The sequence below is a fragment of the Burkholderia sp. Bp8984 genome (genome assembly GCF_003853755.1).
Taxonomy (GTDB): Bacteria; Pseudomonadota; Gammaproteobacteria; order Burkholderiales; family Burkholderiaceae; genus Burkholderia.
This window is the reverse complement of record NZ_QTQN01000020.1, coordinates 14783-40506: the sequence shown is the minus strand read 5'-3', so window position 1 is coordinate 40506 and position 25724 is coordinate 14783. Positions and strand designations below refer to the sequence as shown.

The following is a 25724-nucleotide window of genomic DNA, read 5'->3' as shown; positions in this document are numbered from 1 at the left end:
TCATTGGCCCGTGCGGCGCGGATCGCGCGGCGCACGGGCGGTCACGCACCGCTCGCTGACGTTCGAACCCTGAAGCGAAGCCTGCCGTCAGGCCGCCGCACGGCGGTCGGCGCAATGCCAGGCCGAGCGGTTGATCGCGCTGACGACCGCATCGAGCGCGGCGCTCGCCGCGTCGTCGTGCACCCCGACACCATGCCGCAGCGGCGCGTCGCCGACCCGGCAGCCGACCGATACCGCGATCCGGCCGTCCGTCGTGCGCGCGTGCTCGCACGAGGCGACGTCGATCGTCGCGCCGGCTGCCGTCGCGAAGGCCGCGGCCATGCGCTGCACGGCGTCTTCGGGCGTCGCATCGGCCGGCGGCGCGCTCGCGATGTCGCGGTTCTGCCAGCGCGCCCCGTTGCCGTGGCGCGCGGCCGGGCCGTCGGTCTCGAAGAATTCGCGCGCGAACAGCGCACAGATCGCGTCGCCGGTCACTTCCTCGCCCGATGCGTCGGCGAGCGTCTGCACCGCGTGGCTGAATTCGATCTGCACGCGGCGCGTCGGCGTGAAGCCCATCCCGCGTTCGAGCAGGAACGTCGCGCCACCCTTGCCGGACTGGCTGTTCACGCGGATCACCGCGTCATAGCTGCGGCCGAGGTCGGCCGGGTCGATCGGCAGGTACGGCACTTCCCACACCGCGTCGGGGCGCTGCTGCGCGAAGCCCTTGCGGATCGCGTCCTGGTGCGAGCCGGAGAACGCGGTGAACACGAGGTCGCCCGCGTACGGATGGCGCGGATGCACCGGAATCTGGTTGCAGCGCTCGACCACGCGGCGCACCGCGTCGATGTCGGAGAAATCGAGGCCCGGGTCGATGCCCTGCGTATAGAGGTTCAGCGCGAGCGTGACGAGGTCGACGTTGCCGGTGCGCTCGCCGTTGCCGAACAGGCAGCCCTCGATGCGGTCGGCGCCCGCGAGCAGCGCGAGTTCGGCGGCGGCGACCGCGGTGCCGCGATCGTTGTGCGGATGCACGGACAGCACGATGCTGTCGCGATACGCGAGGTTGCGGTCCATCCACTCGATCTGGTCGGCGAACACGTTCGGGCTCGCGGCTTCGACGGTCGCCGGCAGGTTGACGATCATCTTGTGATCGCGGGTCGGACGCCACGCCTGCGCGACCGCGTCGCATACTTCGCGCGCGAACGTCAGCTCGGTCATGCTGAAGGTTTCAGGAGAGTACTGATAGGTCCAGTGCGTGTCCGGGTGGGCCGCCGCGTGTTCCTTGATGAGACGCGTGCCCTCGACCGCGAGCGCCTTCACGTCGTCCTTCGACATCCCGAACACGATGCGCCGGAACGACGGGCAGATCGCGTTGTACAGGTGCACGATCGCGCGCGGCACGCCGTCGAGCGCGTCGAAGGTGCGCGCGATCAGGTCTTCGCGCGACTGCACGAGCACTTCGATCGTCACGTCGTCGGGGATCCGCTTCTCGTCGATCAGCTTGCGGACGAAATCGAAGTCGGTCTGCGACGCCGACGGAAACCCGACTTCGATCTCCTTGAAACCGATCGCGACCAGCATGTCGAAGAACTCCAGCTTCTGTTCGATGCTCATCGGCTCGATCAGCGACTGGTTGCCGTCGCGCAGGTCGGTGCTCATCCAGACCGGCGCACGCTCGATGGTGCGGGTCGGCCAGCGGCGGCCATTGATGCGGACGGGTTCGAACGGACGATACTTGTCTTGCGGGTTGCGCTTCATCTTCTGGACCTCGGGTCTCAAGTCGCGAGCGAAGACGGGCGGCATGGGCGACGGTAGGCGCTGCCTCGCACCGTGGCGCCGGAAACGCGCTGCGGATGCGGATGATCTTCGCGAATCGACCGACGGATAGACGGACGAATGCTGACGACTTCGGGTTGTAAAAACTGCGAGAAGGGTGCTGCGAGGAACTGCAGGGAGGGACCGTGCGGACAGCACACGGCGCTAAGACAGCCTTAGGCTAGTCGTAGCGATAGCGACCGCGCTAGGCGGCCGGAGGTAATTCGGAGGGTGTTCGGAAAGGAACGCATGGCGACAACTCTATGCCAGGATGCGGGTGCGTGTCAAATGGTCGGTTGAAAGGCCGGCGCGACAGCACGCCGGCCCGGGATGCCGGTCACGGTGCGATCCGGGCGATCCGCACGATCGTGTCGACCTGCCGCGCAAGCGCGTCCGGCACCGGAACTTCGCCGCGCAGCACGGCGTCCGTCCACGCGGCCGTGGTCGCCGCGTCGCGCGATTCGGGCAGCGCGACGGGCGGTGCGTCGCTCGACGAGCGCTCGGGCTCGATCAGCGTGTCGCACATGCCGTCGTGCAGCCAGTCGACCTGCACCTGGCGCCGCGTGTCGGCCACCGCTTCGCCTTCGGTGCCGCGCGCGAGCAGCGCACCGCCGAGCGCGGCGTCCGGATGATCGCGGAACAGTTTTGCGAGGCTGTCGCGGTACGGCGGATGCGTGTAGTTGACGAGCCGCAGCCCGGCCGGCGCGAACGGCTGCAGGATCTTCACGAGCGTGTGCGTGGAGTTGCGCACGCCGAGCACGCCGCGCAGCGCCAGCAGACGCGCGATGCGCGGCGCCAGCGCGTCGATCGGCGCGAACGCGACGCGGCGCTCCGCGAGCATGTCCTCGATCGCGTCGTGCGACTTCGACGGCGCGATCGACAGCGCCGAGAAGATCTCCGCGCTCGTCACGCGGCCCGGATCGCGTTCGACGCCGTGCACGAGCACCGGCACGCCTTCGCGCGCGAGCAGCAGCGCGAGCAGCGGCACCAGGTTCGGCTGCTTGCGCGCGCCGTTGTAGCTCGGGATCGACACCGGGCGGAAGGCGGCATCCTGCACGTGCACCGGTTCGAACGACGCCTGCGCGGCGGCGAGCATCGCGGACAGTTCGTCGGCGCTTTCGCCCTTCAGGCGATACGCGATCAGGATCGCGCCGAGTTCGACGTCCGACACGCGTGCGTCGAGCATCGCGCGATAGAGCTCGAACGTGTCTTCGGCGGACAGCGCGCGTGCGCCGTTCGGGCCGCGGCCGATTTCCTTGATGAAGCGGGCGCAGGGGAACGGCGAGGCGGCGGAGTCGTGGGGAGCGGTCATCGGGGCGTGGGGCGGGCGGCCGGCATCGGGCCGCGCGGTAAGCGGTAAGGAATGCCCCGAGTATCGCATGGGCGCGGCTCGCCCAAGCGCGGCTGCGCGCCACCGCCGCGCGGCGCGCTAAACTCGGGTTCCCGGCGGTGCCGTGCGTGCGCTGCAGGCGCCGTTACCGGCCGAATACGACCAACAGAGAGACACCCATGAAGCTTTACAGCTATTTCCGCAGTTCCGCGTCGTACCGCGTGCGGATCGCCCTGAACCTGAAGCAGTTGCCGTTCGACACGGTCCCCGTGCACATGCTGCGCGACGGCGGCGAGCAACTGAAGGACGCGTATCGCGCGGTGAATCCGGATGCCGTCGTGCCGACGCTGATCGACGGCGATGCCACGCTGCAGCAATCGCTCGCGATCATCGAATATCTCGAGGAAACGCATCCCGAACCCGCGCTGCTGCCGAAGGCGCCGGTCGACCGCGCGTATGTGCGGGCGATCGCGCTGCAGGTCGCGTGCGAGATCCATCCGCTGAACAACCTGCGCGTGCTGAAATACCTGAAGCACACGCTGAAGGTGCCGGAGGAAGCGAAGAACGAATGGTACCGGCACTGGATCGAGGCGGGTTTCGCGTCGCTCGAGACGCGCCTCGCGAGCGATCCGCGCACCGGCAAGCTGTGCTTCGGCGACACGCCGACGCTCGCCGATATCTGCATCGTGCCGCAGGTGTTCAACGCGAACCGTTTCTCGATCGACACGACGCGCTTTCCGACGATCCAGCGGATCGCCGATCATGCGTCGACGCTCGATGCGTTCAAGGCCGCCGAGCCTGGCGTGCAGCCCGACGCCGAATGACATCGAACGACGTCGCGGGGCCGCCGGCTTCCGGCTGACGGCTTCCGGCCGCGCATGTAAAAAGGGCGCCCGAAGGCGCCCCGTGCGATGCGGGCCGGCGGCGTTCAGCCGAGCAGCGCGTCCGCGAATTCCACTGCGTTGAACGGCTGCAGGTCCTCGACCTTCTCGCCGACGCCGATGAAGTAGACGGGCACCGGGCGCTGCCGCGCGATCGCGGCGAGGATCCCGCCCTTGGCGGTGCCGTCGAGCTTCGTGACGATCAGGCCCGTGAGGCCGAGCGCATCGTCGAAGGCCTTCACCTGCGTGAGCGCGTTCTGGCCCGTGTTCGCGTCGATCACGAGCAGCACCTCGTGCGGCGCGCCGTCGTGCGCCTTCGAGATCACGCGCTTCACCTTCTTCAGCTCTTCCATCAGGTGCAGCTGCGTCGGCAGGCGGCCGGCCGTGTCGGCCATCATTACGTCGATCTTGCGTGCGCGCGCGGCGCTGACCGCGTCGAAGATCACCGCGGCCGGATCGCCGCTTTCCTGCTGGACGACCGTCACGTTGTTGCGCTCGCCCCAGACCGCCAGCTGTTCGCGCGCGGCCGCGCGGAACGTGTCGCCCGCGGCCAGCAGCACCGACTGGTCGAAGCTCTGCAGGTGCTTCGCGAGCTTGCCGATGCTGGTGGTCTTGCCCGCGCCGTTCACGCCCGTGATCATCATCACGAGCGGTTGCGCGCGACCGAGCATCAGCGACTTCTCGAGCGGCGTCAGCAGTTCGACGAGCAGGTCGTGCAGCGCGCCCTTCACCTGCTGCGGATCGGTGAGCCGGCCCGCGCGCACCTTCTCGCGCAGCGCGCCGAGCAGGTACTCGGTCGCGTCGACGCCGGCGTCGGACATCAGCAGCGCGGCTTCGAGTTCCTCGTACAGATCCTCGTCGATCTTCGTGTTGACGAACACGCCGGTGATGCTCGAGCCCGTCTTCGCGAGCCCCGACTTCAGGCGCGCGAGCCACGACTTCTTCGCGGACGCGTCCTGCGTCGGCGGCGGCACGATCTCGACCGCCTCGACGACTTCGTCGCTGCCGTCGTTGGTCGGCGTGACCGTCATCACGACGGCCGGCGCGGCCTGTCGCGGTTGCGCGGGCGCTTGCGGTGCTTCGACCGCCCGGCGGGGCTCGGGGGCGGGCGCGGGCGCGTCGGACGGCTCGTCCGGTTGCGGCGCGTCGGCTGATTGCGATTCCGCGGAGTCGGGCTCCTGCGTTTTCTTGAATCGTTTGAAGAAGCTGAACATGGTCTGACGTCGGGAAGAGGGCGGGGCGCCGCCAGGGCGGAGCGCCGGAGAGGCCGGCGCGCGTGCGCACGACGGCCGAAACCGTGCATTTTATCAGTGCGGCGAGGCACTCGCGTCAGTCGGTGCCGCCGCTGTGGTAACGTGCGCCTGTTTGGCGGTGCGCCCGCGTGCGCACCCGTTCCCTCCGTTGTCGATATTCCGTATGTCCCGTTCCTCTTCCGGCCGCCCGGCGGCCCCCGCCGGCCGCGGCAAGCCGCACACGATCCGCATCATCGGCGGTGACTGGAAACGCACGCCGCTCGCCGTGCTCGATCTCGACGGCCTGCGGCCGACGCCCGATCGCGTGCGCGAGACCCTGTTCAACTGGCTCGGCCAGGATCTCGAAGGCCGGCGCTGCCTCGACCTGTTCGCGGGCACCGGCGCGCTCGGCTTCGAGGCCGCGTCGCGCGGCGCGACGAGCGTCGTGATGGTCGAGCGCCACCCGCGCGCGGCGCAGCAGCTGCGCACGATCAAGGACAAGCTCGGCGCACGCTCGGTCGAGGTCGCGGAAGCCGACGCGCTGCGGCTCGCGGCCGGGCTGACCCCGGGCGCGTTCGACGTCGTGTTCCTCGATCCGCCGTTCGGCGAGCCGGCCGTGCTCGATCGCGCGATCGCGCTGGCGGCGCCGCTCGTCTCGCCGGATGGCGCGCTGTACGTCGAAACGGGGGCGGAGCTCGACCCGGCCGCGCACGAAGCACTGGCCGGCTGGCAGGTGGTGAAGCACGGCAAGGCAGGTGCGGTTCACTATCATTTGCTGCGGCGCGAAAATGATGAATAATGCGCGTTCCATACGAGGCGGCGCGCGGCAAAGGCGACGCATGCCCATCTCGGCAGTGGCGTGCGCGTCGCACGGCTGCCACCCCGTTTGCGTGATGACAGGAGGAGCGACATGGTAGTCGCCGTGTATCCCGGTACGTTCGATCCGCTGACGCGCGGGCACGAAGACCTCGTGCGGCGTGCGTCGAGCATTTTTGATACGCTGGTGGTGGGTGTCGCCGACAGCCGCGCGAAGAAGCCGTTCTTCTCGCTGGAAGAACGTCTGACGATTGCGAACGAGGTGCTCGGTCATTATCCGAACGTGAAGGTCATGAGTTTCACGGGCCTCCTGAAGGATTTCGTCCGCATCAACAACGCGCGCGTGATCGTGCGCGGCCTGCGTGCCGTGTCCGATTTCGAATACGAGTTCCAGATGGCGGGGATGAACCGCTATCTGTTGCCCGACGTCGAGACGATGTTCATGACGCCGTCCGATCAGTACCAGTTCATCTCGGGGACGATCGTGCGCGAAATCGCGCAGTTGGGCGGCGATGTCAGCAAGTTCGTGTTCCCGTCCGTCGAGAAGTGGCTGACCGAGAAAGTCACTGCGATGGGAGGCCCGGCCGCGTGACGCGGGGCCGGCCGGTTTCGTCGTGAAGCCGGCCGCCGGCCTGAAGAAGTGAGATCAGTATGTCTTTGATGATTACCGACGAGTGCATCAATTGCGACGTGTGCGAGCCCGAGTGCCCGAACGGCGCGATTTCGATGGGCCCGGATATCTACGTGATCGACCCGAACAAGTGCACCGAGTGCGTCGGCCATTTCGACGAGCCGCAGTGCCAGCAGGTGTGTCCGGTCGAATGCATTCCGCGCGATCCGCAGCACGACGAATCGCACGCGCAGTTGATGGCGAAGTATCACGCGTTGACCGCCGCGAAGGGCGACGACGTGCAGTGACGCCCTGCTGACGTCGCGCGTCTCGACGTCACGATTTCCTCGGCCGGCGCCGTTCGGCGCCGGTTCCGTTTCCGTTTCAGCTTCCGCTACCGTTTCAGCCGATCAGCTCGCGCAATGCCGCGACGAGCGCGTCGCATTCGGCGTCGGTACCGACGGTGATGCGCAAGTGCTGGTCGATGCGCGGCGCCCTGAAGTGCCGCACGAAAATTTCCCGATCCTTTAGCTGTGCCGCGATCGTGCCCGCATCGTGCGCGGGATGGCGCGCGAACACGAAGTTCGCGGCCGACGGCACGACGTCGAAACCGAGCGCCTCGAGCGCGTGCGTGAGCCGCGTGCGGCTGTCGATCACGCGCCGGCAGGTCGCGCCGAAATAGTCGGTATCTTCGTATGCCGCCTGCGCCGCGGCCTGCGCGAGCCGGTCGAGCGGATAGGAATTGAAGCTGTCCTTCACGCGGTTCAGTGCGTCGATCAACGCGGCATCGCCAAACGCGAAGCCGACGCGCATGCCCGCGAGCGAGCGCGCCTTCGACGTCGTGTGCACGACGAGCAGGTTCGGATGGCGGTCGATCAGCGCGATCGCGGATTGCGCGCCGAAATCGACATACGCCTCGTCGATCAGCACGACCGACGACGGGTTCGCGGCCGCGATCCGCTCGATGTCCGCGAGCGGCAGCGCGCGCCCGGTCGGCGCGTTCGGGTTCGGGAACAGCACGCCGCCCGCGTCGTCGAGATAGTCTTCGACCCGGATCGAGAAGTCGTCCGCGAGCGGCACGATCGCAGTCTCTACGCCATACAGGCGCGCGTAGGTCGGGTAGAAGCTGTACGAGATGTCGGGAAAGCGCAGCGGCCGGTCATGCTTGAGCAGGGCCTGGAATGCGTGCGCGAGGACTTCGTCGGAGCCGTTGCCGACGAAGACCTGTTCGGGCTTGATGCGGTGATGGGCCGCGACCGTCTCGCGCAGTGCGCGCGCGAGCGGATCGGGATAGCGGCGCAGCGTGTCGCCGGTATCGCCGAGTTCGCGTGCGATCGCCGCGACGACGCGCGGCGAAGGCGGATAGGGATTCTCGTTGGTGTTCAGCTTGACGGGGTGTGCGAGCGCGGGCTGTTCGCCCGGCACGTAAGGCACGAGTTGCTGAACGACGTCGCTCCAGTAACGGCTCACCGCTTGGCTCCTGACGGGCAAAAGCGACCAGATTACCGCATGTGGGCGTTGCAGTGCGCAATTGCGCGGCAGGGCGGGGCTGCCCGGCGCAACCGGGCGGCACATTGCACCGCACCGGTGCAACGCGGGTTCAATTGCGATGCAGCTGCATCGTCGCGCGGTCGAGCTCGCCCTTGACGACCATCGGCATCACGGCGAGCGCGCGTTCGATCGATGCGTCGATCACGTCCTGCTCCTCGCGGCGCGGCGGCTTCAGCACGAAGTTCGCGACGTCGGGTTTCGCGCCGGCGCGCGAGCCTTCCGGGATCAGGTCGCGCGGATGGCCGATGCCGATGCGCAGGCGCCAGTACTGTTGCGACGACAGATGCGCGGAGATGTCCTTCAGGCCGTTGTGGCCGCCGCTGCCGCCGCCGAGCTTCAGCTTCACGGTGCCGGGCGGCAGATCGAGTTCGTCGTGGGCGACGAGGATCTGGTCGGGCAGGATCTTGAAGAAATTCGCGAGCGCGACGACCGACTGGCCGGAGCGGTTCATGTAGGTTTGCGGCTCGAGCAGGTGGACTTCCTCGCCGTGCAGGCGCGCTTTTGCGTAGAAGCCGTGAAAGCGGCGCTCGTCGCGCAGCGTCGCGCCGGCTTCGCGGGCGAGCTGGTCGATCAGCCAGAAGCCGGCGTTGTGGCGCGTCGCGGTGTATTCCGCCCCGGGATTGCCGAGGCCGACGATCAGTTTGATCATGACGTTTCGTAGGCGGCAGCGCCCGCCTGGGCGCAGAAAAAGAAAAACCCGCCGGGCAAGCCGCGGCGGGTTGCATCGACCGTTTCGTGAAACGGATCGAATGGCGCGTGGGCAGCCGCTTAGGCAGCCGGCGTTTCGCCTTCGCCTGCTGCGTCCGACACGGCACCAGCCGGGACCGTCGCCGATGCGACAACCGGGTTTTCCGCGTCGACGTGCGCGACCAGCGTCACGCCCTTCGGCAGTGCGATGTCCTTCGCGTGCAGCGACTGACCTGCTTCGATCTTCGACAGATCGACTTCGAGGAATTCCGGCAGGGCCGACGGCAGGCACTCGACTTCGATTTCCGTCGCGACGTGCGAGACGATTGCGCTCGACAGCTTCACTGCCGGGCTGACTTCAGCGTTCAGGAAGTGCAGCGGCACCTTCGTGTGCAGCTTCTTCTTCGCGTCGACGCGCTGGAAGTCCACGTGCAGCACGAGTTGCTTGAACGGGTGGTATTGCACGTCGCGCAGCAGAACCTGTTGCGACTGGCCAGCGACTTCCAGGTCGAGGATCGACGAGTGGAAGGCTTCCTTCTTCAGGGCGTGCCACAGCGCGTTGTGATCCAGTTCGATCTTTTGCGGGGCTGCTTCGCCACCGTAGACGATACCCGTGGTCTTACCGGCGTTGCGCAGGCGGCGGCTCGCACCCGTACCTTGCTGTTGGCGCTCGAAAGCGACGACTTTCATGTGATTCTCCATTTGCTGCCCGCGACCAGGCAGTAAAACGGGGCCGGCGAAATGGCGGCCCCCGATGAAACGGACGGGGTTTCGTCTATCCCGTCCGATTGTGCAAAAAGCGAAGCGTTGCCGCTTCGCTTTCTGCGCATGCTATATCGTGTCGTTCCGCGATCAGGATTCCGCGAACAGCGACATCACCGAGTCGCCGCGGCGAATCCGCGAGAACGTTTCTGCCAGCAGGCTCGCGCTCGTCAGCGAGCGGATCTTCGAGCAGGACAGCGACTCGGCCGACAGCGGGATCGTATCGGTGACGACCAGCTCGTCGAGTGCCGATGCGGCGATACGCTCGGCGGCACCACCCGACAGAACGGGGTGCGTCGCGTACGCGAACACCTGCTTCGCACCGCGATCCTTCAGCACTTGCGCGGCCTTGCAGAGCGTGCCGGCCGTATCGACCATGTCGTCCATGATCACGCAGGTGCGGCCTTCGACTTCACCGATGATGTTCATCACTTCGGCGACGTTCGCCTTCGGGCGACGCTTGTCGATGATCGCGAGATCGCAGTTGAGTTGCTTCGCGAGTGCCCGGGCGCGGACCACGCCGCCGACGTCCGGCGACACGACGAGCAGATCCGAGTAGTTCTGCTTGCGCAGGTCACCCAGCAGGATCGGCGTTGCGTAGATGTTGTCGACCGGGATGTCGAAGAAGCCTTGAATTTGGTCGGCGTGCAGATCCATCGTGATGATCCGCTCGACGCCGGCGATTTCCAGCATGTTCGCGACGATCTTCGCCGAGATCGCGACGCGCGCCGAACGCGGGCGGCGGTCCTGGCGGGCATAGCCGAAGTAGGGGATGGCAGCGGTGATCCGGCCGGCGGATGCGCGCTTGAGCGCATCGACCATGATCATCAGTTCCATCAGGTTGTCGTTGGCCGGCGCGCACGTGGATTGCAGGACGAAGACGTCCTTGCCGCGCACGTTTTCCTGGATCTCGACCTGGATCTCACCGTCGGAGAAACGGCTGACCATTGCTTTGCCGAGGGGGATTCCAAGGATATTGACGACTTCCTGGGCGAGCGCGGGATTCGCGTTGCCAGTAAAGACCATCAAGCCATCATGGCTGTGGCTGCTCATCGTGCACCTGCTTCAGGCTTAGGCGGGAAATGCGGGAAAATTTTTGGCAGGGGAGGAAGGACTCGAACCCTCGCATGCCGGAATCAAAATCCGGTGCCTTGACCAACTTGGCGACTCCCCTACACTCAACTGATAACTTCACCGGACTTGTAGGCCATCCGGCAAAGCAAAACTTCATGACGCGAAAGCGAAGAGCGGATGCTCGTTCAGGCTCTCGGCAACTGCACCGTTCCAACCGGTGGGCAGCCTGGCTTGCGCCGCTTCTGCCTCGCGCTTGCTATGAAACGCTGCAAACACGCTTGCTCCGGAGCCGGTCATCCTCGCGGGGGTCACATTATACAACCATTTGACCACCTGCGCAACTTCCGCGTACTTACTTGTCACAACTTGCTGCATATCGTTCCGGCCGAAGCTATCTGGCCATCCCGCATCGCTGTTTTGCTGTGCAAGAAAGTCTGTAATTGTGACTCGCTTTGTATCTCTTGTCAACAACTCGTCTGAAAAAATTTCAGCGGTGGGGACATGAACTCGCGGCGTCACAACCAAAAACCAGCGAGTCGGCAATTCTACCTCAGCTAATTCTTCTCCGATACCCTCTGCGAACGCATTTTTTCCAAAAACAAAAAACGGAACGTCGGCACCGAGTTTCACCGCGAGCGACTGGAGTTCCGCGCGCGGCAGGTTCAGTTGCCACAGACGGTTCAGCGCGAGCAGCGTCGTTGCCGCATCGGAGCTGCCGCCGCCGAGGCCCGCGCCCATCGGCAGGCGCTTGTCGATCTCGATGTCGACGCCGGCCGCGGTGCCCGTGTGCGTTTTCAGCAGGTTGGCCGCGCGCACGACGAGATCGCTTTCCTCGGGCACGCCCGGCACGTCGGTGACGCGTGCGACGCGACCGTCGTCGCGCAGCGTGAAATGCAGCGTGTCGCCCCAGTTCAGCAGCTGGAACACGCTCTGCAGATCGTGATAGCCGTTCGGGCGGCGGCCGGTGATGTGCAGGAACAGGTTGAGTTTCGCGGGCGCAAGGCAGTTGCGCAGCGAGCGGATCGAATCGGTCATGCGTATGTCGGGGCTAGGTTCACGTGCTTACTGGTCGAGCACGAGCTTGATGTCGAGCGGCGGCGTCGCGCGCACGAGGTTGACGCGTTTGACGCCCGTGGCCGGTGCGTCCGCGTAGGCGAGATAGTCGATCGTCCAGCCGTCCTGGCGGATCTGCTTGACGTGCGTCGTGTCGGCCGGGTCGCGCACCGTCTGCGCGGGCGTCGCGGGCGCGGGCGTCGGCAGCAGCCAGTAGCGCAGGCCCGCCAGCGGCAGCGAGAAGCCGAGCGTGTTCTGCATCAGCTCGCCGACGTCCGTCGCGTATTGCGGCTGGCGGTTCGGCAGTTCGAGCGACGCGGCCTGCGGTGTCGATTTCACGACCGCGAGCGTCTGGCCGAGCGGGCTGCGCAGCTCCAGCGACACGTCGTCGCCGTACTCCTGCCAGTCGAAGTTGCCGTACACGTTCTGCGGTCGGCCGAGGCGATCGTTGTACTGCACCGCGAAACGGCCGTGGTACGCGTGCGTCGCGGCCGTCTGCAGCACCGTGCCCGCCGGCGCATTCGCCGACGGCGGCGTGCTCGCGCAGCCGGCGAGCGCGAGCGCGGCGCCGGCCGCGGCCAGCGTGCGCAGCGCGCGGGAAGACAGGGAAAGCATCGGGAACATCCGCATCAGAGGCCGTTGATCTGCAGGCGCTTGAGCGTCTGCACGAGCGTGTCGTTGTCGGGCTCGAGCTTCTGCGCGGCACGCCACGCGGTGCGCGCGTCGTCCTGCGCGCCGCTCTTCCACAGCACTTCGCCGAGGTGCGCGCCGATCTCGGCGTTCGGCTGCAGCTCGTACGCGCGCCGCAGCACCTTCGCCGCGCCGGCCGCGTCGCCCATCCGGTACTTCACCCAGCCGAGGCTGTCCATGATGTACGCGTCGTTCGGCGCGAGCGACAGCGCCTTGTCGATCAGCTTGCTGGCTTCGGGCAGGCGCTGGTTGCGATCGGCCAGCGAATAGCCGAGCGCGTTGTACGCCTGCGGGTTGTCGGGCTGCGTGCGCATCAGCTCGCGCAGCTGCTTTTCCATTGCCGCGTAGTGGCCCGTCTTCTCGGCGGCCATCGCGTAGTCGTAGCGCAGGTCGGGATCGTCCGGGAAGTCCTGGACTGCCTGCGCGAGTCGCGCCTCGGCTTCCGGATAGCGCTTCGCGGTAAACAGGATCGACGCGTCGGTGCGTGCGACCACGGCCGCATCGCGCGGATCGCTGATCGGCAGGTCGTCGAGCACCTTGCGGGCCTCGTCGGTCTTGCCCTGTTTCTGCAGGAGCTGCGCGCGCGTGATCTGCGCGGGCAGGTAGTGCTGGCTCGTCTGGTCGACCTTGTCGAGCCATTGCGACGCCTGCGCGTCATTGCCCTGTTCGATCGAGATCTGCGCGAGGTAGATGTAGCCCTGGCCGACGTCGAGGTTCGGCTGCTTGTTGCCGAGCTGCACGTACTGCTTCAGGTATGCGTTCGCGTCGTCGAGTTTCTTCTGCTGAATCTTGATCAGCGCGAGCGCCATCAGCGGCGTCGGGTCCTTCGCGTCGAGCTTGCGCATCGTCTCGAACTGCTTCTGCGCGTCGTCGAGGCGGTCGTCGGCGAGGTAGAGCTGCGACAGTGCGAGGCGCGCATCGCGCGACTTCGGATTCTGCTGAACATATTTCTCGAACGACGTGATGCCGGCTGCGCGCTCGGCAGGCCCCATCTGCGACAGCATCAGCGCCGCCGGCAGATAGTCGGGGCGGATCTGCAGCGCCTGCTTCAGCGACTGCGCGGCGCCTTCCTTGTCGTCGACCGCGAGCTGCTGCCGCGCGATCGCGAGCTGCGCCTCGGGACGGTTCATGTCGTTCTTCAGCATGTCCTTCAGCACCGCGAGGCCGCCGACGCGGTCCGCGCCGCGCACCAGCAGCGCCTGCAGCGCGAGGATCGCGGGGCCGCGCGTTTCGCCGGTCGCGCGGGCCAGTTCGCGCGCGAGCATCGGCTGCGCGTCGGCCGGCTTGCCGGCGAGCACCAGCAGCGCGGCGTCGACTTGCGATGCGCGGTTCGAATCCGGTGCGTACTGGCGCCAGAGATTGGCCGCGGACAGCGCGTCGGCCGGGCTTTGCGCGCCGAGCGCGATCTCGGTCGCACGCTGCGCCATGCGCGGATCGCGCGTGTCGCGGGCGAGCGCGAGGTAGGTCTGGTAGGCCGGCGCCGGCTGGTTGCGCTGAAGCGCGACTTCGGCGGCCAGTACCTGGTAGACGATCTGGCTCGTCAGCGGGACGCCCGGGAGATTCTTCTGCTCGTCCGGCATCACGTGCTCGAACGCGCCCTGCGGCTCCGCGTCGTCCGATGCCGGATCCTGCGCGTGAGCCGGGATGGCGGTGAGGGTCCAGGCGGCGAACAGCGCGGCGCCGAGCGCACGGCGGACCGGGAAGGCACGCACGCCGCGCTCGGCGGCGGGGCGCTTCAGAAGCAGCTTCGAGGGCAGGGTCATGGAAATCCGTTCGATGTTTCAACCGATTGTAACGCGCTCGCTACAATACACGCACGATCGTGAATCCAGTTTCAGACCCGTAGAACATGCCAGAGTTGCCAGAAGTCGAAGTCACGCGCCGGGGCATCGAGCCCTTTGTCGCGGGCCGCCGCGTCGAGCGTGTCGACGTCCGTACCGCGATGCTGCGCTGGCCCGTGCCGGCGGGGCTCGCCGAGCAGTTGCGCGCGCGCGAGGTGCTTGCCGTCGAGCGTCGCGGCAAGTATCTGCTGTTCGAGGTCGACGCAGGCTGGTTCATCGTCCATCTCGGGATGACGGGCACGCTGCGCGTGCTGCCCGCGGCCGGCGTGCCGGTGGCTGCGAAACACGACCACATCGACTGGATCTTCGACGAATTCGTGCTGCGGTTCCGCGATCCGCGCCGTTTCGGCGCCGTGCTGTGGCACCCGCGCGAAGCCGGCGACGTGCATGCGCATCCGCTGCTCGCGAGCCTCGGCGTCGAGCCGTTCTCGCCGGCGTTCACCGGCGCGCTGCTGCACGCACGCACGCGCGGCCGCACGGTGTCGGTCAAGCAGGCGCTGCTCGCGGGCGACATGGTCGTCGGCGTCGGCAACATCTATGCGTCGGAGAGCCTGTTTCGCGCGGGCATCCGGCCGACGACCGCGGCCGGCAAGGTGTCGCTGCCGCGCTATGAGCGGCTGGCCGACGCGGTGCGCGCGACGCTCGCCGACGCGATCGAGCGCGGCGGCAGTACGCTGCGCGATTTCGTCGGCAGCAACGGCGAAAGCGGCTATTTCCAGCTCGACTGCTTCGTCTACGACCGTGCGGGGCTGCCTTGCCGCGTCTGCGGCACGCCGATCCGCCAGATCGTGCAGGGTCAGCGTTCGACTTATTACTGCCCGACCTGCCAGCGTTGAGCCCCGCGTTGCAACCTTTTTCCGAAGATTCGAACACTTGAAGCCGCCCCGCATCGCCCCCGCTCCGTTCCCCGTCACGCCGCTGCATCGCACGTTCGCCACGCGACTGATCGCCTGGCAGCGCGAGCACGGCCGCCACGACCTGCCGTGGCAGAACACCCGCGATCCCTACTGGATCTGGCTGTCGGAAATCATGCTGCAGCAGACGCAGGTCTCGACCGTCGTCCCGTATTACACGCGCTTTCTCGAGCGCTTTCCCGACGTCGCCGCGCTCGCGGCCGCGCCGTCCGACGACGTGATGGCGCTGTGGGCCGGGCTCGGCTACTACTCGCGCGCGCGCAATCTGCACCGTTGCGCGCAGGTCGTCGTCGCCGAGCATGGCGGCGTATTCCCGTCGACGCCGGAAGCGCTCGCCGAACTGCCCGGCATCGGCCGTTCGACGGCCGCGGCGATCGCGTCGTTCGCATACGGTGCACGCGCGACGATCCTCGACGGCAACGTGAAGCGCGTGCTGGCGCGCGTGTTCGGCGTCGAGGGCTTTCCGGGCGAGAAGCGCGTCGAGAACGACATGTGGGCGCTGGCCGAATCGCTGCTGCCGGATGCCGCGAACGCGGCCGACGTGAGTGCCTATACGCAGGGGCTGATGGATCTCGGCGCGACGCTGTGCGTGCGCGGCAAGCCGGATTGCGCGCGCTGCCCGTTCGCGGGCGACTGCGTCGCGCAATCCACGGGCCGCCAGCGCGAACTGCCGGCCGCGCGGCCGAAGAAGGCCGTGCCGACGCGCAAGACCTGGATGCTCGTGCTGCGCGACGGCGACGCCGTGCTGCTCGAACGGCGTCCGCCGGCCGGCATCTGGGGCGGCCTGTGGTGCCTGCCGCAGGCGGACGGCGACGCGGCGCTCGCGGAACTCGCGCGTGGCTTCGGCGGCGGCGGCCCGGTGCCGCTCGCGCCGTTCACGCACACGTTCACGCATTTCCGGCTCGAGATCGAGCCGCGGCTGAGCGACATGACGAACGGCGGCCTTCCGCTCGCGCATGCACGGGATGCCGAGACGGCGTGGGTGCCGCTCGCCGGGCTCGATGCGTACGGCGTACCGGCGCCCGTGCGCAAGCTGCTCGATGCGCTGAGCGGGTCGCTGCTGTAACGATGGGGAAAGGGCGCGGCGCGGGCCGTGCTTACGGAAGTGCCGCGCCGACGCGGTCGGCTCGCCCGTCAGGATGATCCGCCCGGCGACGCCGGTGCGACGCGGCTGGCCGGCCGCGCCTTACAGCCAGCCGTGCCGGTCGAGCACGTGGTGCACGGCGTCGATCCGCGCGCCGACATCCGGAAACTCCATCAGCTTCTGCCGTGCGCGCAGGTCGAGCGGCAGCAGTTCCGCGAGTCGGTTCGACACCCAGCTCGGGTCGTCGAGGCGGAACGGTTCGCCGAACGGCATCTTGTCCGGTTCGGACTTCTTCAGCGCTTCGATGATGCGCTCGAGCACCTCGGCGCACGAGCCGAATTGTGCGAGCGCCTGTTCGCCTTCGAGCGGGATGTCGTCGGGCAGCGGCTCCGCGATCCCGACCAGCAGCCCGTTGCTTTCGACGCGATACGACAGCAACTCGAATCGCTGCGTGCCGATCGCCTGCAGGTACAGCATCCCGAATTCGCCGGTGTCGCACTCGGTGATGCGCGCCATGCAGCCGATCGTCTCGGGCACCGACACGGCGCCGTCCTGCGCGACTTCGGGCCCGCTCTTCAGGAGGCACACGCCGAACGGCGCGTCGTCGCGCAGGCACGCGCGCGACATGTCGAGATAGCGCGCCTCGAATACCTTGAGCGGCAGCAAGCCACCGGGGAACAGCACCGTATGCAGCGGAAACAGCGGCAGGTCGATCAGGGTGGTCGATAGGGTGGACATGGCGCGCCGGCGAGAGGGCGGTGTCGCTAAGGTCGTTCGACCTCGGTGACGAGCCGCGACGACGCGTCGACATCCACCGGCGCGTCACGATGCCGCACGATCACGTTCGCATCGTGCGCGAGGCGCGCGGCGAGCGTTTCCGCGATGAACACCGAGCGATGCTGACCGCCCGTGCAGCCGATGGCGACGGTCAGGTAGCTGCGGTTGTCTTCACGAAAGTGCGGCAGCCATTTCATCAGGAACGCATGGATGTCGTCGATCATCTGGTGGACGATCGGCAGTGCGTCGAGAAAGGCGATGACCGGCTGGTCCAGCCCGGTGAGCGGGCGCAGCTCATGGTCGTAGTACGGGTTCGGCAGCGCGCGCACGTCGAACATCAGGTCGGCATCGAGCGGCACGCCGCGCTTGAAGCCGAATGACTCGAACATCACCATCAGGTCGTTGTTCTTCTGCTCGATGAAGCGCTTGACCCACGTGCGCAGCACGTTCGCGCGCAGCGTGCTCGTATCGATCTGGTGGCCGAATTCGGCGAGCGGCGCGACCAGCTCGCGTTCGCGCTCGATCGCTTCCTCGAGCGACGACAGCAGCCCGACGTTCGCGTCGTGCGACGGCGAGCCGGACAGCGGGTGGCGCCGGCGCGTTTCGGAGAAGCGCTGGATCAGCGCCTGCGTGCTTGCGTTGAGGAACAGCACGCGGACATCGTGCTCGAGCGACAGCGAGCGGATCAGGCCGGGCATTTCGTCCAGCGATGCGCTCGAACGCGCATCGATCGCGACCGCGAGCCGGTGCTGGCCGCCGTCGGCCAGGTAGCGGGCGAGTTCGGGGAGCACGTGCGGCGGCAGGTTGTCGACGCAGTAGTAGCCTGCGTCTTCGAGCGCGTTCAGCGCGACGGACTTGCCTGAGCCGGAGATGCCGGTGATGAGGACGATGCGCATGGGAAGCAGAGAATCCTGACGTTTCATCATAGCACCGGCTCGACGCGTCGGCGCTGCGAGGCCGGCGCGGGGCGGTTACACGAGCTTGCCGGGGAACTGGCTGTCGGGATCCTGCATCGCGAGTCGTTGCCGATCCATGAAATCGCGCAACGTGTCGATGCCGCGCAACTGCAGGATCGTGTTCCGCACGGCCGCCTCGACCAGCACCGCGAGGTTGCGGCCGGCCGCGACCTGGATCGTGACCTTGCTGATCGGCAGACCGAGCACGTCGACCGTCTGGCTTTCCAGCGGCAGCCGCTGGAATTCGCCGTCCGGGCGGCGCACGAGCTGGACGATCAGCTTCAGCTTCATTTTCCGGCGCACCGCGGTTTCGCCGAAGATCGTCTTGATGTCGAGCAGGCCGAGGCCGCGCACTTCCAGTAGGTTCTGCAGCAGCGGCGGGCAGCGGCCTTCGACGAAATCGGGGCCAAGTCGGACGAAGTCGACCGCGTCGTCGGCGACGAGGCCGTGGCCGCGGCTGATGAGTTCGAGGCCGAGTTCGCTCTTGCCGAGCCCGGAGTCGCCGGTGAGCAGCACGCCCATCCCGAGGATGTCGAGGAACACGCCGTGCAGTGTCGCGCGCGGCGCGAGGATGCGCGACATGTAGAGCCGCAGGCTGTCGATCACGGCGGCGGCCGACATCGGCGTCGTGAACAGCGGCGTGGATGAGCGCGTGCAGCGCAGCACGAGCTCGGGCGGCGCGGCGGCGCCGCCGGCGACGACGAGGAACGGCGGTTCGAGCGCGATCAGCTCGGCCATGTGGCGCGAACGGTCTTCGTCGGTCTGCCGCTGGTAGTAGTCGATTTCGGCTTCGCCGAGCACCTGGATCCGGTTCGGGTGGATCAGGTTCAGGTGGCCGACGAGGTCGGCGCTCGACGTCGCGTTGCCGACGGTGTCGGCCGAAAAACCGCGCTCCCAGCCTTCATGCCCCGTCAGCCAGCTCAGTTTCAGCGTGGCCGCGTTGTCGTCGAAGATGCTCTGGGCGTTGATGCTGGACGTATCCATGACTCTCGTCACTCCAATGAGCCGGTGCATGCGCGCGGCGACGGGCGTCGCCATGCCGGACCGGCGCCGGGCGGCCCTGGTCGGCGGCGTGTGCCGCCTCGTTCGGGAAAATAATCCGCCCGGATCAACTCAAGGTTGCCACTGAGTGAGCAGGCGATGCAACTCGGCGAGATCCGTTTCGTTGTGCAGACGCTCTCGCGCGTCGCGATCGGACAGCAGTTGCGCGATTTCCGACAGGATCTCGAGGTGCTGCTGGGTGGCTTGCTCGGGGACGAGCAGGAAAATCAGGAGACCGACCGGCTGGCCGTCGGGCGCTTCGAACGGGATCGCGTCGGCGAGCCGCACGAAGGCGGCGAGCGGATGCTTGAGCCCCTTGATGCGCCCGTGCGGAATCGCGACGCCTTCGCCGAGCCCGGTCGAGCCGAGGCGCTCGCGCGCGAACAGGTTGTCCGTGACGGTGCTGCGGGCGATGCCGTTCTGATTCTCGAACATCAGCCCGGCTTGTTCGAAGACGCGTTTCTTGCTGGTGACGGAGAGGTCGATGACGACGTTCTCTATGGGCAGGATTTTGGCTAGGCGATTCATGTTGGCAGGCGATTGGGCGGCCTGGGGTCTCCTTGCGGCGGCAGACTGATTTTCCATGTTCGGCGATATCAAGGCGTTCGGCATCGGAAACCTGCACGACAGCTACCGCACCCAACGCCCCCCGGCGATAACCGGAACATTATAGAGCACAGCCGCGTGCGTGGCGCGGCATGGACGGACCGGTCGCACCACTGCCGCGTGGACGCAAAAAAAACGCCCGGCGAACCGGGCGGCGTGTGTGTTGCGGTGAACGTTATTGCGGCGGCAGTTCGATCTGGTCGATCGACGGCTGCAGCTTGATCGGGTCGTGCGCATGGGTCTGCAGACGCTCCATGTGCTTGACGACCTGGCGATCCAGCTTGTCGATCAGCAGATCGATCGCAGCGTACAGGTTGCCGTTTGCGCTTTCGACGAAGATGTCCTTGCCCTTCAGATGCAGGTTGATTTCCGCGCGCTGCTGCTTGTCCTTTTCCTTGTGATTGTCGACCGAGAGGATCACAGTGCCATCGATCACCTGATCGCTATGCCGTAGCACCCGGTCCAGCTTGGTGATCACGTATTCGCGAATTGCAGGCGTGACTTCGAGATGATGTCCACTGATCTTCAGGTTCATAGTGCTTCTCCAAGCGAGTGACCACCCGGCCGCATCGAGGCGGCGCTCCGGTCGACTTGCCCCTGCCGCATGGCGCGGCAAATTCGCGGACAAGTCGCCCGGCCTGTTCCCCGAGTGCGCGGTGGCCGGAACACGCCTGCCGCCGGGCAGGCAGCAGGCTTAAAGAGACTTGCGCAGATTCACTGCCGGGATCTTGAGGGCTTCGCGGTACTTGGCAACCGTGCGGCGCGCAACCACGAATCCCTGTTCTGCCAGCAGCTCGGCAATGCGGCTGTCCGAAAGTGGCGATTTTGGGTCTTCAGCTCCTATCAGTTGCTTGATCAGGGCTCGGATGGCGGTCGACGATGCGGCGCCTCCGGTGTCGGTCGAAACGTGTGATCCGAAGAAGTACTTAAATTCCAGCGTCCCGAACGGGGTCAGCATGTACTTCCCGGTTGTCACACGGCTGACAGTCGACTCGTGTAGGCCCAGCGTATCAGCTATTTCCCGCAAAACCAAGGGGCGCATGGCAATTTCGCCATGCGCAAAGAAGTTCTTCTGACGTTCGACAATAGCCTGCGCGACACGCAGGATCGTGTCGAATCGCTGCTGGATGTTCTTGATCAGCCAGCGTGCTTCCTGGAGCTGTTGTTTCAACGATCCGGCCGACGGGTCGCCGCGGCTGTTGCGCAGGATGTTCGCGTACAGGTTGTTGATCCGCAGGCGCGGCATCACTTCCGGATTGAGTTCCGCGAGCCAGCCCTGGCCGGCCTTCTTCACGATGATGTCGGGCACGACGTAGTCGGCCTCGGCCTTGCCGTAGGCAGCGCCGGGGAACGGCTCCAGCGAGCGGATCAGCGCGTGCGCGTCGCGCAGCGCGTCGTCGCTCGCCTTCAGCTGCTTGCGCAGCCGCGTGAAGTCGCGCGCGGCGAGCAGTTCGAGGTGCTGCGACACGATCTCCAGCGCGAGCGTGCGGGTGGGGGACGGATCGAGGCGCAGCAACTGCAGCTTCAGGCATTCGGACGCCGAGCGGGCCCCGACCCCGGCCGGATCGAAACTGTGCAGCAGCGCGAGCGCCGCATTCAGTTCGTCGCAGTCGATTTCCAGTTCGGGCGGCAGGTCGGCGAGCACTTCGTCGAGCGTGGCGGTCAGGTAGCCGTCGTCGTCGAGCGATTCGATCAGGAACATCACGAGCGCGCGGTCGCGCGGCCCGGCCTGCGTGACGCGCAATTGCGCGGACAGGTGGTCGCGCAGCGACGTCGCGGCTTCCTGCACCTGCAGGGGCGGGAGATCGTCATCGTCCGAGGCGCCGCTCGAGCGGCCGAACTCGTCGAGATTCCACTGCGGGCCGTCGCCGGCGTCGCCCGATGCGTATCCGTCGTATTCGTCGGCGCCGGCCGGCTCGTCGCGCTCGGCGCGTTCGCTCGACTGGCTGCTGCCGTTCGTGATGCCCGGTTCGGTGTTCTGTCCGGGCGGCGTCTGCGCGATCAGCGATCCGTCCGCCGCGACGCGCAGCGGGCTCGCGATCCATTCGTCGTCGTTCTCGAGCAGCGGATTCTGCGCGACGGCCATCGCGACTTCCTGCTGCAGTTCGAGCGTCGACAGCTGCAGGAGCCGGATCGACTGCTGCAGTTGCGGTGTCAGCGCCAGGTGTTGCGACAGGCGGAGTTGAAGGCTGGCTTTCATGGCAGAGAGGGAGTCATACCGGCAGTTTGCCACGACCCAGGCGCCTTGAGCCATCCGCGATTACGCGCGGCGCGGCGCCCGGCCGCGGCAGGGCCGCAGGACACGCGGGCGCGCCCCGCGCGGCGATGCCGGGCGGGGGCGGCCAGCCACGGGGGATTTACATGCGGAAGTGTTCGCCGAGGTACACGCGGCGCACGCTTTCGTTTTCGATGATTTCGCTCGGCGCGCCGGCGGCGAGCACCGAACCGTCGCTGATGATGTAAGCGTGGTCGCAGATGCCGAGCGTTTCGCGGACGTTGTGATCGGTAATCAACACGCCGATGTTGCGCTGCTTCAGGAACTTGACGATCTTCTGGATCTCGAGCACCGCGATCGGGTCGACGCCGGCGAACGGCTCGTCGAGCAGGATGAAGTTCGGATTGGTCGCGAGCGCGCGCGCGATCTCGACGCGACGGCGTTCGCCGCCCGACAGCGACAGCGCCGGGTTCTCGCGCAGGTGGCCGATCTGCAATTCGTCGAGCAGCGCCTCGGTGCGCGACGCGATCGCGTCCTTCGACAGCCGCTTGCCGTCTTCGCCGTGCTGCAGCTCGAGCACCGCGCGGATGTTTTCCTCGACGGTCAGCTTGCGGAACACCGACGCTTCCTGCGGCAGGTACGACAGGCCGAGCGACGCGCGCTTGTGGATCGGCAGCAGGCCGATCGAGCTGCCGTTCAGCGAGATTTCGCCCGCATCCGTCGGCACGAGGCCGACGATCATGTAGAACGACGTCGTCTTGCCGGCGCCGTTCGGGCCGAGCAGGCCGACGACCTCGCCGCTCTTCACGTCGAGCGACACGTCCTTGACGACGGTGCGCGAGCCGTAGCGTTTCTTCAGGTTGCGCACGACGAGCGAGCTCGTCGTGCCGGCCGGCTGGCGGTTCGGAAGCGCGTTCATTGGGCCGGCGCTCCCTGGATCGTGGTCGACGGCGACAGCTTCGCCGGCGCGCCGTTCAGCTGCCCGGGGCCGCCGTTCTTCGGCGACAGCATCGCGCGCACGCGGCCGTTCGGGTTGCCCGGCGCCGCGACGTCCTTGCCGCCCTTCGCGGTGTAGAAGTCGCGCTGGCCGTCGTACGTGATCACGCTGCCGTGCACGGTGTCGGCGATCGTCGACGTGCCCTGCAGGCGGCGCACGGTCGCGGCGGTCGTCAGCGTCGTCAGGTCCTGCTTGCCGTCGTAGTCGATGCGCTCGGCGTCGCCGTCGATGTATTCGTCGAGGCCTTCGCGCTTCTGGCGGAACGTCGCGTGCTTCTTGCCGCTGCCGAACGACGTCGCGTACTGATAGCCTTCCGGATCCTGGCGCACTTCGACGCGGTCGCCCTTGATGATGATCGTGCCCTTCGTGATCACGACGTTGCCGGTCGCGACCGTCACCTGCTTCAGGTCGTCATAGGTCAGGTTGTCCGCCTCGACGTTGATCGGCTTGTTCTGGTCGGCCTTCTCGGCATGGGCGAGCGGCGCCAGCCCGACGAGCGGGAGCGCCACGAGCGTCGCGGCGAGCGCGGCGCGGACGGCGCGCGCAGCGCCGCCGGAATTCTGTCGAGGGAACGGTTCGTTCATGCAGTCACGTGAGGGATGCGTCACCTGGATTGACCTTTCGAGCCGCCGGACGTGTCCGCCGCGGCGATCGTGCCGCGCACGTTGCCGTAAAGCTCGATGACCCGGGTGACGTTGTTGTACTTCATGCCGTCGGTCGCGTTGACGAGCGACAGGCCGCGCTGAAGTTTAACCGGCTTTTCGGTCTGGATCACATCGTCATTGACGAAGATCCGGAAATGCTGGGAATCGGCCTGCATCTGCGGATCGCCGCCGCCGGCCACGCGCAGGATGCGCGCATCGTCGTACAAGTCGACGATCGACACGTCGCCGTTGACGGTGCCGCGCTTCGCGGTGGTCGTCACGACCGGCTTGCCGGGCTGGAACGCGCGCATGGCCGGATCGGTCAGGTCGCTGTTGTCGGTGTCTTCGTAATGGATCAGCTTCGCGGCCGTCAGCCGGTATTGCGTCGAGCCGGACTGGTCGAGCTCGGTGACGGAAAAGTTGTCCGCGAAATAATCGGGCGTGTGGCGCTTCGGCCGCACGGCACCCTCGCCGGGCGGCGGCAGCGTCGCCTGCAGCAGCCACCACGTGATGCCCGCGAGCGCGGCGACCGCGACGAGCGGCAGCAGCTGGGTCCAGCGGAAATGCGTGTTCATCCGTCAGGCTCCACAGGCAGCCGCAAGCAGCGCGTCGTAGCGGCGCTGCGCGCGCAGGATCGCGTCGCAGACCTCGCGCACCGCGCCGTGGCCCCCGCGGGCCTCGGCCACCCAGTGCGCACGCGCGATCACCTCGGGGTGCGCGTTGGCCGGTGCCGTCGCGAAGCCGCAGCGCAGCATCACCGGCAGGTCGGGCCAGTCGTCGCCCATGTAGCCGCAGGCGTCGGCGGTGATGCCGAGCGATGCGATCAGGTCGGCGAACACGGCGAGCTTGTTCTCGACGCCCTGGAACAGGTGCGCGATCTTCATTTCCTTCGCGCGCGCCGCGACGATTTCCGAGCGGCGGCCGGTGATGATCGCGGTCGCGATGCCGGCCTCGCCGAGCAGCTTCACGCCGTGGCCGTCGAGCGAATTGAACGACTTCATCGCGTCGCCGGCCGCGGTAAACAGCAGCCCGCCGTCGGTCAGCACGCCGTCGACGTCGAAAATCATCAGCTTCACGCGGCTCGCGCGTTCGGCCGCAGTCAGCGCTGCGCTCATCAGATCACCTTCTTCGAAAACAGGTCGTGCATGTTCAGCGCGCCGATCAGCGCGCCGTCGGCATCGACCACCAGCATCTGGTTGATCCGGTGGCGCTCCATCAGTTCCACGGCCTCGACCGCGAGATGGTCGGGGCCGATCGTGCGCGGCTCGCGCGTCATCACGTCGACGATCGGCAGCGTGCGGAAATCGCCGTCGCGCGCGAGCACACGGCGCAGGTCGCCGTCGGTGAAGATGCCGGCCACGCGGCCGTCGGGCCCGACCACGGCGGTCATGCCCAGCCGCTTCGCGGTGATCTGGAACAGGGCGTCCGACAGCGTCGCGTCGAGCCCGACGCGCGGCACGTCGTCGCCCGAGCGCATCACGTCGCGCACGTGGGTGAGCAGGCGCCGGCCGAGCGCGCCGCCCGGATGCGAGCGCGCGAAATCCTCGGAACCGAAGCCGCGCGCGTCGAGCACCGCGACGGCGAGCGCGTCGCCGAGCGCGAGCGCGGCAGTCGTGCTCGCGGTGGGGGCGAGGTTCAGCGGGCAGGCTTCCTTCGACACCGCGGCGTTCAGGTTCACGTCGGCGAGCGTGCCGAGGCTCGATTCCGCACGACCCGTGATCGCGATCAGCTTCGCGCCGATCCGCTTCACGAGCGGCAGGATCGCGACGAGTTCTTCCGATTCGCCGGAATAGGAGATGCCGATGAAGACGTCGTCCGACGTGACCATGCCGAGGTCGCCGTGGCTGGCCTCGGCCGGGTGGACGAAGAAGGCCGGCGTGCCGGTGCTGGCGAGCGTGGCCGCGATCTTGCGGGCGATATGCCCCGATTTGCCGATGCCGGATACCACGACGCGGCCGCGGCAGCCGAGCAGCAGCGCGACGGCCTGGACGAAGTCGCCGTCGAGCTGGTCGCGCAGCGCGCGCACGGCGTCCGCCTCGATGTCGAGCACGTCGCGGGCGAGCGCGAGCGCCCGATCATCATTGATTTTCGCTATCATGCGCGGAGTATAGCAAAGGCGTTTGTTCGCCGCGCCGCGCCTTCGGACTCGTCCGATGCCGCTTGCCTACCGCC

Annotated in this window: 27 protein-coding genes and 1 tRNA gene; 6 read left to right on the top strand and 22 right to left on the bottom strand. The window is 67.2% G+C overall.

The window, feature by feature from the left end:
- Positions 1-87 precede the first annotated feature (87 nt).
- Both leuA and ybiB read right to left on the bottom strand, forming a co-directional pair.
- The gene (gene leuA / locus DID98_RS20580) at positions 88-1734 is read right to left on the bottom strand and encodes a 2-isopropylmalate synthase (RefSeq protein ID WP_124571318.1); all 1647 of its coding nucleotides are present in this window, start codon (positions 1732-1734) and stop codon (positions 88-90) included.
- Positions 1735-2128: 394 nt separating this feature from the next.
- Positions 2129-3103: a DNA-binding protein YbiB gene (ybiB, locus tag DID98_RS20575; RefSeq protein WP_124571317.1), complete on the bottom strand. Its 975-nt coding sequence runs from the start codon at positions 3101-3103 to the stop codon at positions 2129-2131.
- A gap of 197 nt (positions 3104-3300) precedes the next feature.
- Here ybiB and maiA point away from each other — a divergent pair, with 197 nt between their 5' ends.
- On the top strand, positions 3301-3945 hold the full coding sequence (gene maiA / locus DID98_RS20570) for a maleylacetoacetate isomerase (RefSeq protein WP_044847479.1): 645 nt from the start codon (positions 3301-3303) through the stop codon (positions 3943-3945).
- 104 nt (positions 3946-4049) lie between these two features.
- Here maiA and ftsY read toward each other — a convergent pair whose 3' ends face one another.
- A complete protein-coding gene (gene ftsY / locus DID98_RS20565; protein ID WP_124486514.1) occupies positions 4050-5216 on the bottom strand; it encodes a signal recognition particle-docking protein FtsY in 1167 nt (388 codons plus the stop codon).
- A gap of 202 nt (positions 5217-5418) precedes the next feature.
- Between ftsY and rsmD the strand changes: the two genes are divergently transcribed.
- From rsmD to DID98_RS20550, 3 genes are all read left to right on the top strand, one after another.
- Positions 5419-6033 carry a 16S rRNA (guanine(966)-N(2))-methyltransferase RsmD gene (rsmD, locus tag DID98_RS20560; RefSeq protein WP_124571316.1) on the top strand — a complete coding sequence of 205 codons (615 nt, stop codon included), beginning with the start codon at positions 5419-5421 and terminating at the stop codon, positions 6031-6033.
- A gap of 111 nt (positions 6034-6144) precedes the next feature.
- Positions 6145-6642 (top strand): pantetheine-phosphate adenylyltransferase, encoded by a 498-nt coding sequence (coaD, locus tag DID98_RS20555; RefSeq protein ID WP_044847476.1) that lies wholly within the window; start codon positions 6145-6147, stop codon positions 6640-6642.
- Positions 6643-6701: 59 nt separating this feature from the next.
- Positions 6702-6968 (top strand): YfhL family 4Fe-4S dicluster ferredoxin, encoded by a 267-nt coding sequence (locus tag DID98_RS20550; RefSeq protein ID WP_124486513.1) that lies wholly within the window; start codon positions 6702-6704, stop codon positions 6966-6968.
- A 94-nt stretch (positions 6969-7062) separates the two neighbouring features.
- On the opposite strand, the gene hisC is transcribed toward DID98_RS20550, so the two are convergent.
- The 8 genes from hisC to DID98_RS20510 form a co-directional block, all read right to left on the bottom strand.
- The gene (hisC, locus tag DID98_RS20545; protein WP_124486512.1) at positions 7063-8130 is read right to left on the bottom strand and encodes a histidinol-phosphate transaminase; all 1068 of its coding nucleotides are present in this window, start codon (positions 8128-8130) and stop codon (positions 7063-7065) included.
- A 130-nt stretch (positions 8131-8260) separates the two neighbouring features.
- A complete protein-coding gene (gene pth, locus DID98_RS20540; RefSeq protein ID WP_124486511.1) occupies positions 8261-8860 on the bottom strand; it encodes an aminoacyl-tRNA hydrolase in 600 nt (199 codons plus the stop codon).
- A 119-nt stretch (positions 8861-8979) separates the two neighbouring features.
- Positions 8980-9588 (bottom strand): 50S ribosomal protein L25/general stress protein Ctc, encoded by a 609-nt coding sequence (locus DID98_RS20535; protein WP_044847489.1) that lies wholly within the window; start codon positions 9586-9588, stop codon positions 8980-8982.
- A 162-nt stretch (positions 9589-9750) separates the two neighbouring features.
- On the bottom strand, positions 9751-10713 hold the full coding sequence (locus tag DID98_RS20530) for a ribose-phosphate pyrophosphokinase (protein ID WP_044847472.1): 963 nt from the start codon (positions 10711-10713) through the stop codon (positions 9751-9753).
- A 44-nt stretch (positions 10714-10757) separates the two neighbouring features.
- Positions 10758-10834: transfer RNA gene (locus DID98_RS20525), tRNA-Gln, on the bottom strand.
- 53 nt (positions 10835-10887) lie between these two features.
- Positions 10888-11769, bottom strand: a complete 882-nt coding sequence (ispE, locus tag DID98_RS20520; protein ID WP_124571315.1) for a 4-(cytidine 5'-diphospho)-2-C-methyl-D-erythritol kinase — start codon at positions 11767-11769, stop codon at positions 10888-10890.
- Between the two features lie 27 nt (positions 11770-11796).
- Positions 11797-12417: a lipoprotein insertase outer membrane protein LolB gene (gene lolB / locus DID98_RS20515; RefSeq protein WP_124571314.1), complete on the bottom strand. Its 621-nt coding sequence runs from the start codon at positions 12415-12417 to the stop codon at positions 11797-11799.
- Entirely contained in the window at positions 12417-14240 is a 1824-nt protein-coding gene (locus DID98_RS20510; protein ID WP_124486508.1) for a tetratricopeptide repeat protein, read from the bottom strand. The genes lolB and DID98_RS20510 overlap by 1 nt, the downstream gene beginning before the upstream one ends.
- Before the next feature lie 86 nt (positions 14241-14326).
- Here DID98_RS20510 and mutM point away from each other — a divergent pair, with 86 nt between their 5' ends.
- Together mutM and mutY are read left to right on the top strand one after the other, a co-directional pair.
- Positions 14327-15154 carry a bifunctional DNA-formamidopyrimidine glycosylase/DNA-(apurinic or apyrimidinic site) lyase gene (gene mutM, locus DID98_RS20505; RefSeq protein WP_044847468.1) on the top strand — a complete coding sequence of 276 codons (828 nt, stop codon included), beginning with the start codon at positions 14327-14329 and terminating at the stop codon, positions 15152-15154.
- 37 nt (positions 15155-15191) lie between these two features.
- Positions 15192-16298 carry an A/G-specific adenine glycosylase gene (mutY, locus tag DID98_RS20500; protein ID WP_124486507.1) on the top strand — a complete coding sequence of 369 codons (1107 nt, stop codon included), beginning with the start codon at positions 15192-15194 and terminating at the stop codon, positions 16296-16298.
- A gap of 120 nt (positions 16299-16418) precedes the next feature.
- Here mutY and DID98_RS20495 read toward each other — a convergent pair whose 3' ends face one another.
- From DID98_RS20495 to kdsD, 11 genes are all read right to left on the bottom strand, one after another.
- Entirely contained in the window at positions 16419-17054 is a 636-nt protein-coding gene (locus DID98_RS20495; RefSeq protein ID WP_124486506.1) for an LON peptidase substrate-binding domain-containing protein, read from the bottom strand.
- Between the two features lie 26 nt (positions 17055-17080).
- Positions 17081-17989, bottom strand: a complete 909-nt coding sequence (gene rapZ, locus DID98_RS20490) for an RNase adapter RapZ (protein ID WP_124520748.1) — start codon at positions 17987-17989, stop codon at positions 17081-17083.
- Between the two features lie 75 nt (positions 17990-18064).
- Complete coding sequence (gene hprK / locus DID98_RS20485; protein WP_006483133.1) at positions 18065-19033, bottom strand: HPr(Ser) kinase/phosphatase; 969 nt, start codon at positions 19031-19033, stop codon at positions 18065-18067.
- A gap of 129 nt (positions 19034-19162) precedes the next feature.
- Positions 19163-19702 carry a PTS sugar transporter subunit IIA gene (locus DID98_RS20480; RefSeq protein ID WP_044847464.1) on the bottom strand — a complete coding sequence of 180 codons (540 nt, stop codon included), beginning with the start codon at positions 19700-19702 and terminating at the stop codon, positions 19163-19165.
- Positions 19703-19871: 169 nt separating this feature from the next.
- Entirely contained in the window at positions 19872-20231 is a 360-nt protein-coding gene (hpf, locus tag DID98_RS20475; protein ID WP_006477786.1) for a ribosome hibernation-promoting factor, HPF/YfiA family, read from the bottom strand.
- 159 nt (positions 20232-20390) lie between these two features.
- Positions 20391-21896 carry an RNA polymerase factor sigma-54 gene (locus DID98_RS20470; RefSeq protein WP_044847463.1) on the bottom strand — a complete coding sequence of 502 codons (1506 nt, stop codon included), beginning with the start codon at positions 21894-21896 and terminating at the stop codon, positions 20391-20393.
- Between the two features lie 157 nt (positions 21897-22053).
- Complete coding sequence (gene lptB, locus DID98_RS20465; RefSeq protein ID WP_124486505.1) at positions 22054-22830, bottom strand: LPS export ABC transporter ATP-binding protein; 777 nt, start codon at positions 22828-22830, stop codon at positions 22054-22056.
- On the bottom strand, positions 22827-23492 hold the full coding sequence (gene lptA, locus DID98_RS20460) for a lipopolysaccharide transport periplasmic protein LptA (RefSeq protein WP_044847461.1): 666 nt from the start codon (positions 23490-23492) through the stop codon (positions 22827-22829). The genes lptB and lptA overlap by 4 nt, the downstream gene beginning before the upstream one ends.
- A 20-nt stretch (positions 23493-23512) precedes the next feature.
- Positions 23513-24127 (bottom strand): LPS export ABC transporter periplasmic protein LptC, encoded by a 615-nt coding sequence (gene lptC / locus DID98_RS20455; protein WP_044847460.1) that lies wholly within the window; start codon positions 24125-24127, stop codon positions 23513-23515.
- Positions 24128-24130: 3 nt separating this feature from the next.
- Complete coding sequence (locus DID98_RS20450; protein WP_044847459.1) at positions 24131-24667, bottom strand: HAD family hydrolase; 537 nt, start codon at positions 24665-24667, stop codon at positions 24131-24133.
- Entirely contained in the window at positions 24667-25650 is a 984-nt protein-coding gene (gene kdsD / locus DID98_RS20445; RefSeq protein ID WP_124486503.1) for an arabinose 5-phosphate isomerase KdsD, read from the bottom strand. The genes DID98_RS20450 and kdsD overlap by 1 nt, the downstream gene beginning before the upstream one ends.
- Positions 25651-25724 lie beyond the last annotated feature (74 nt).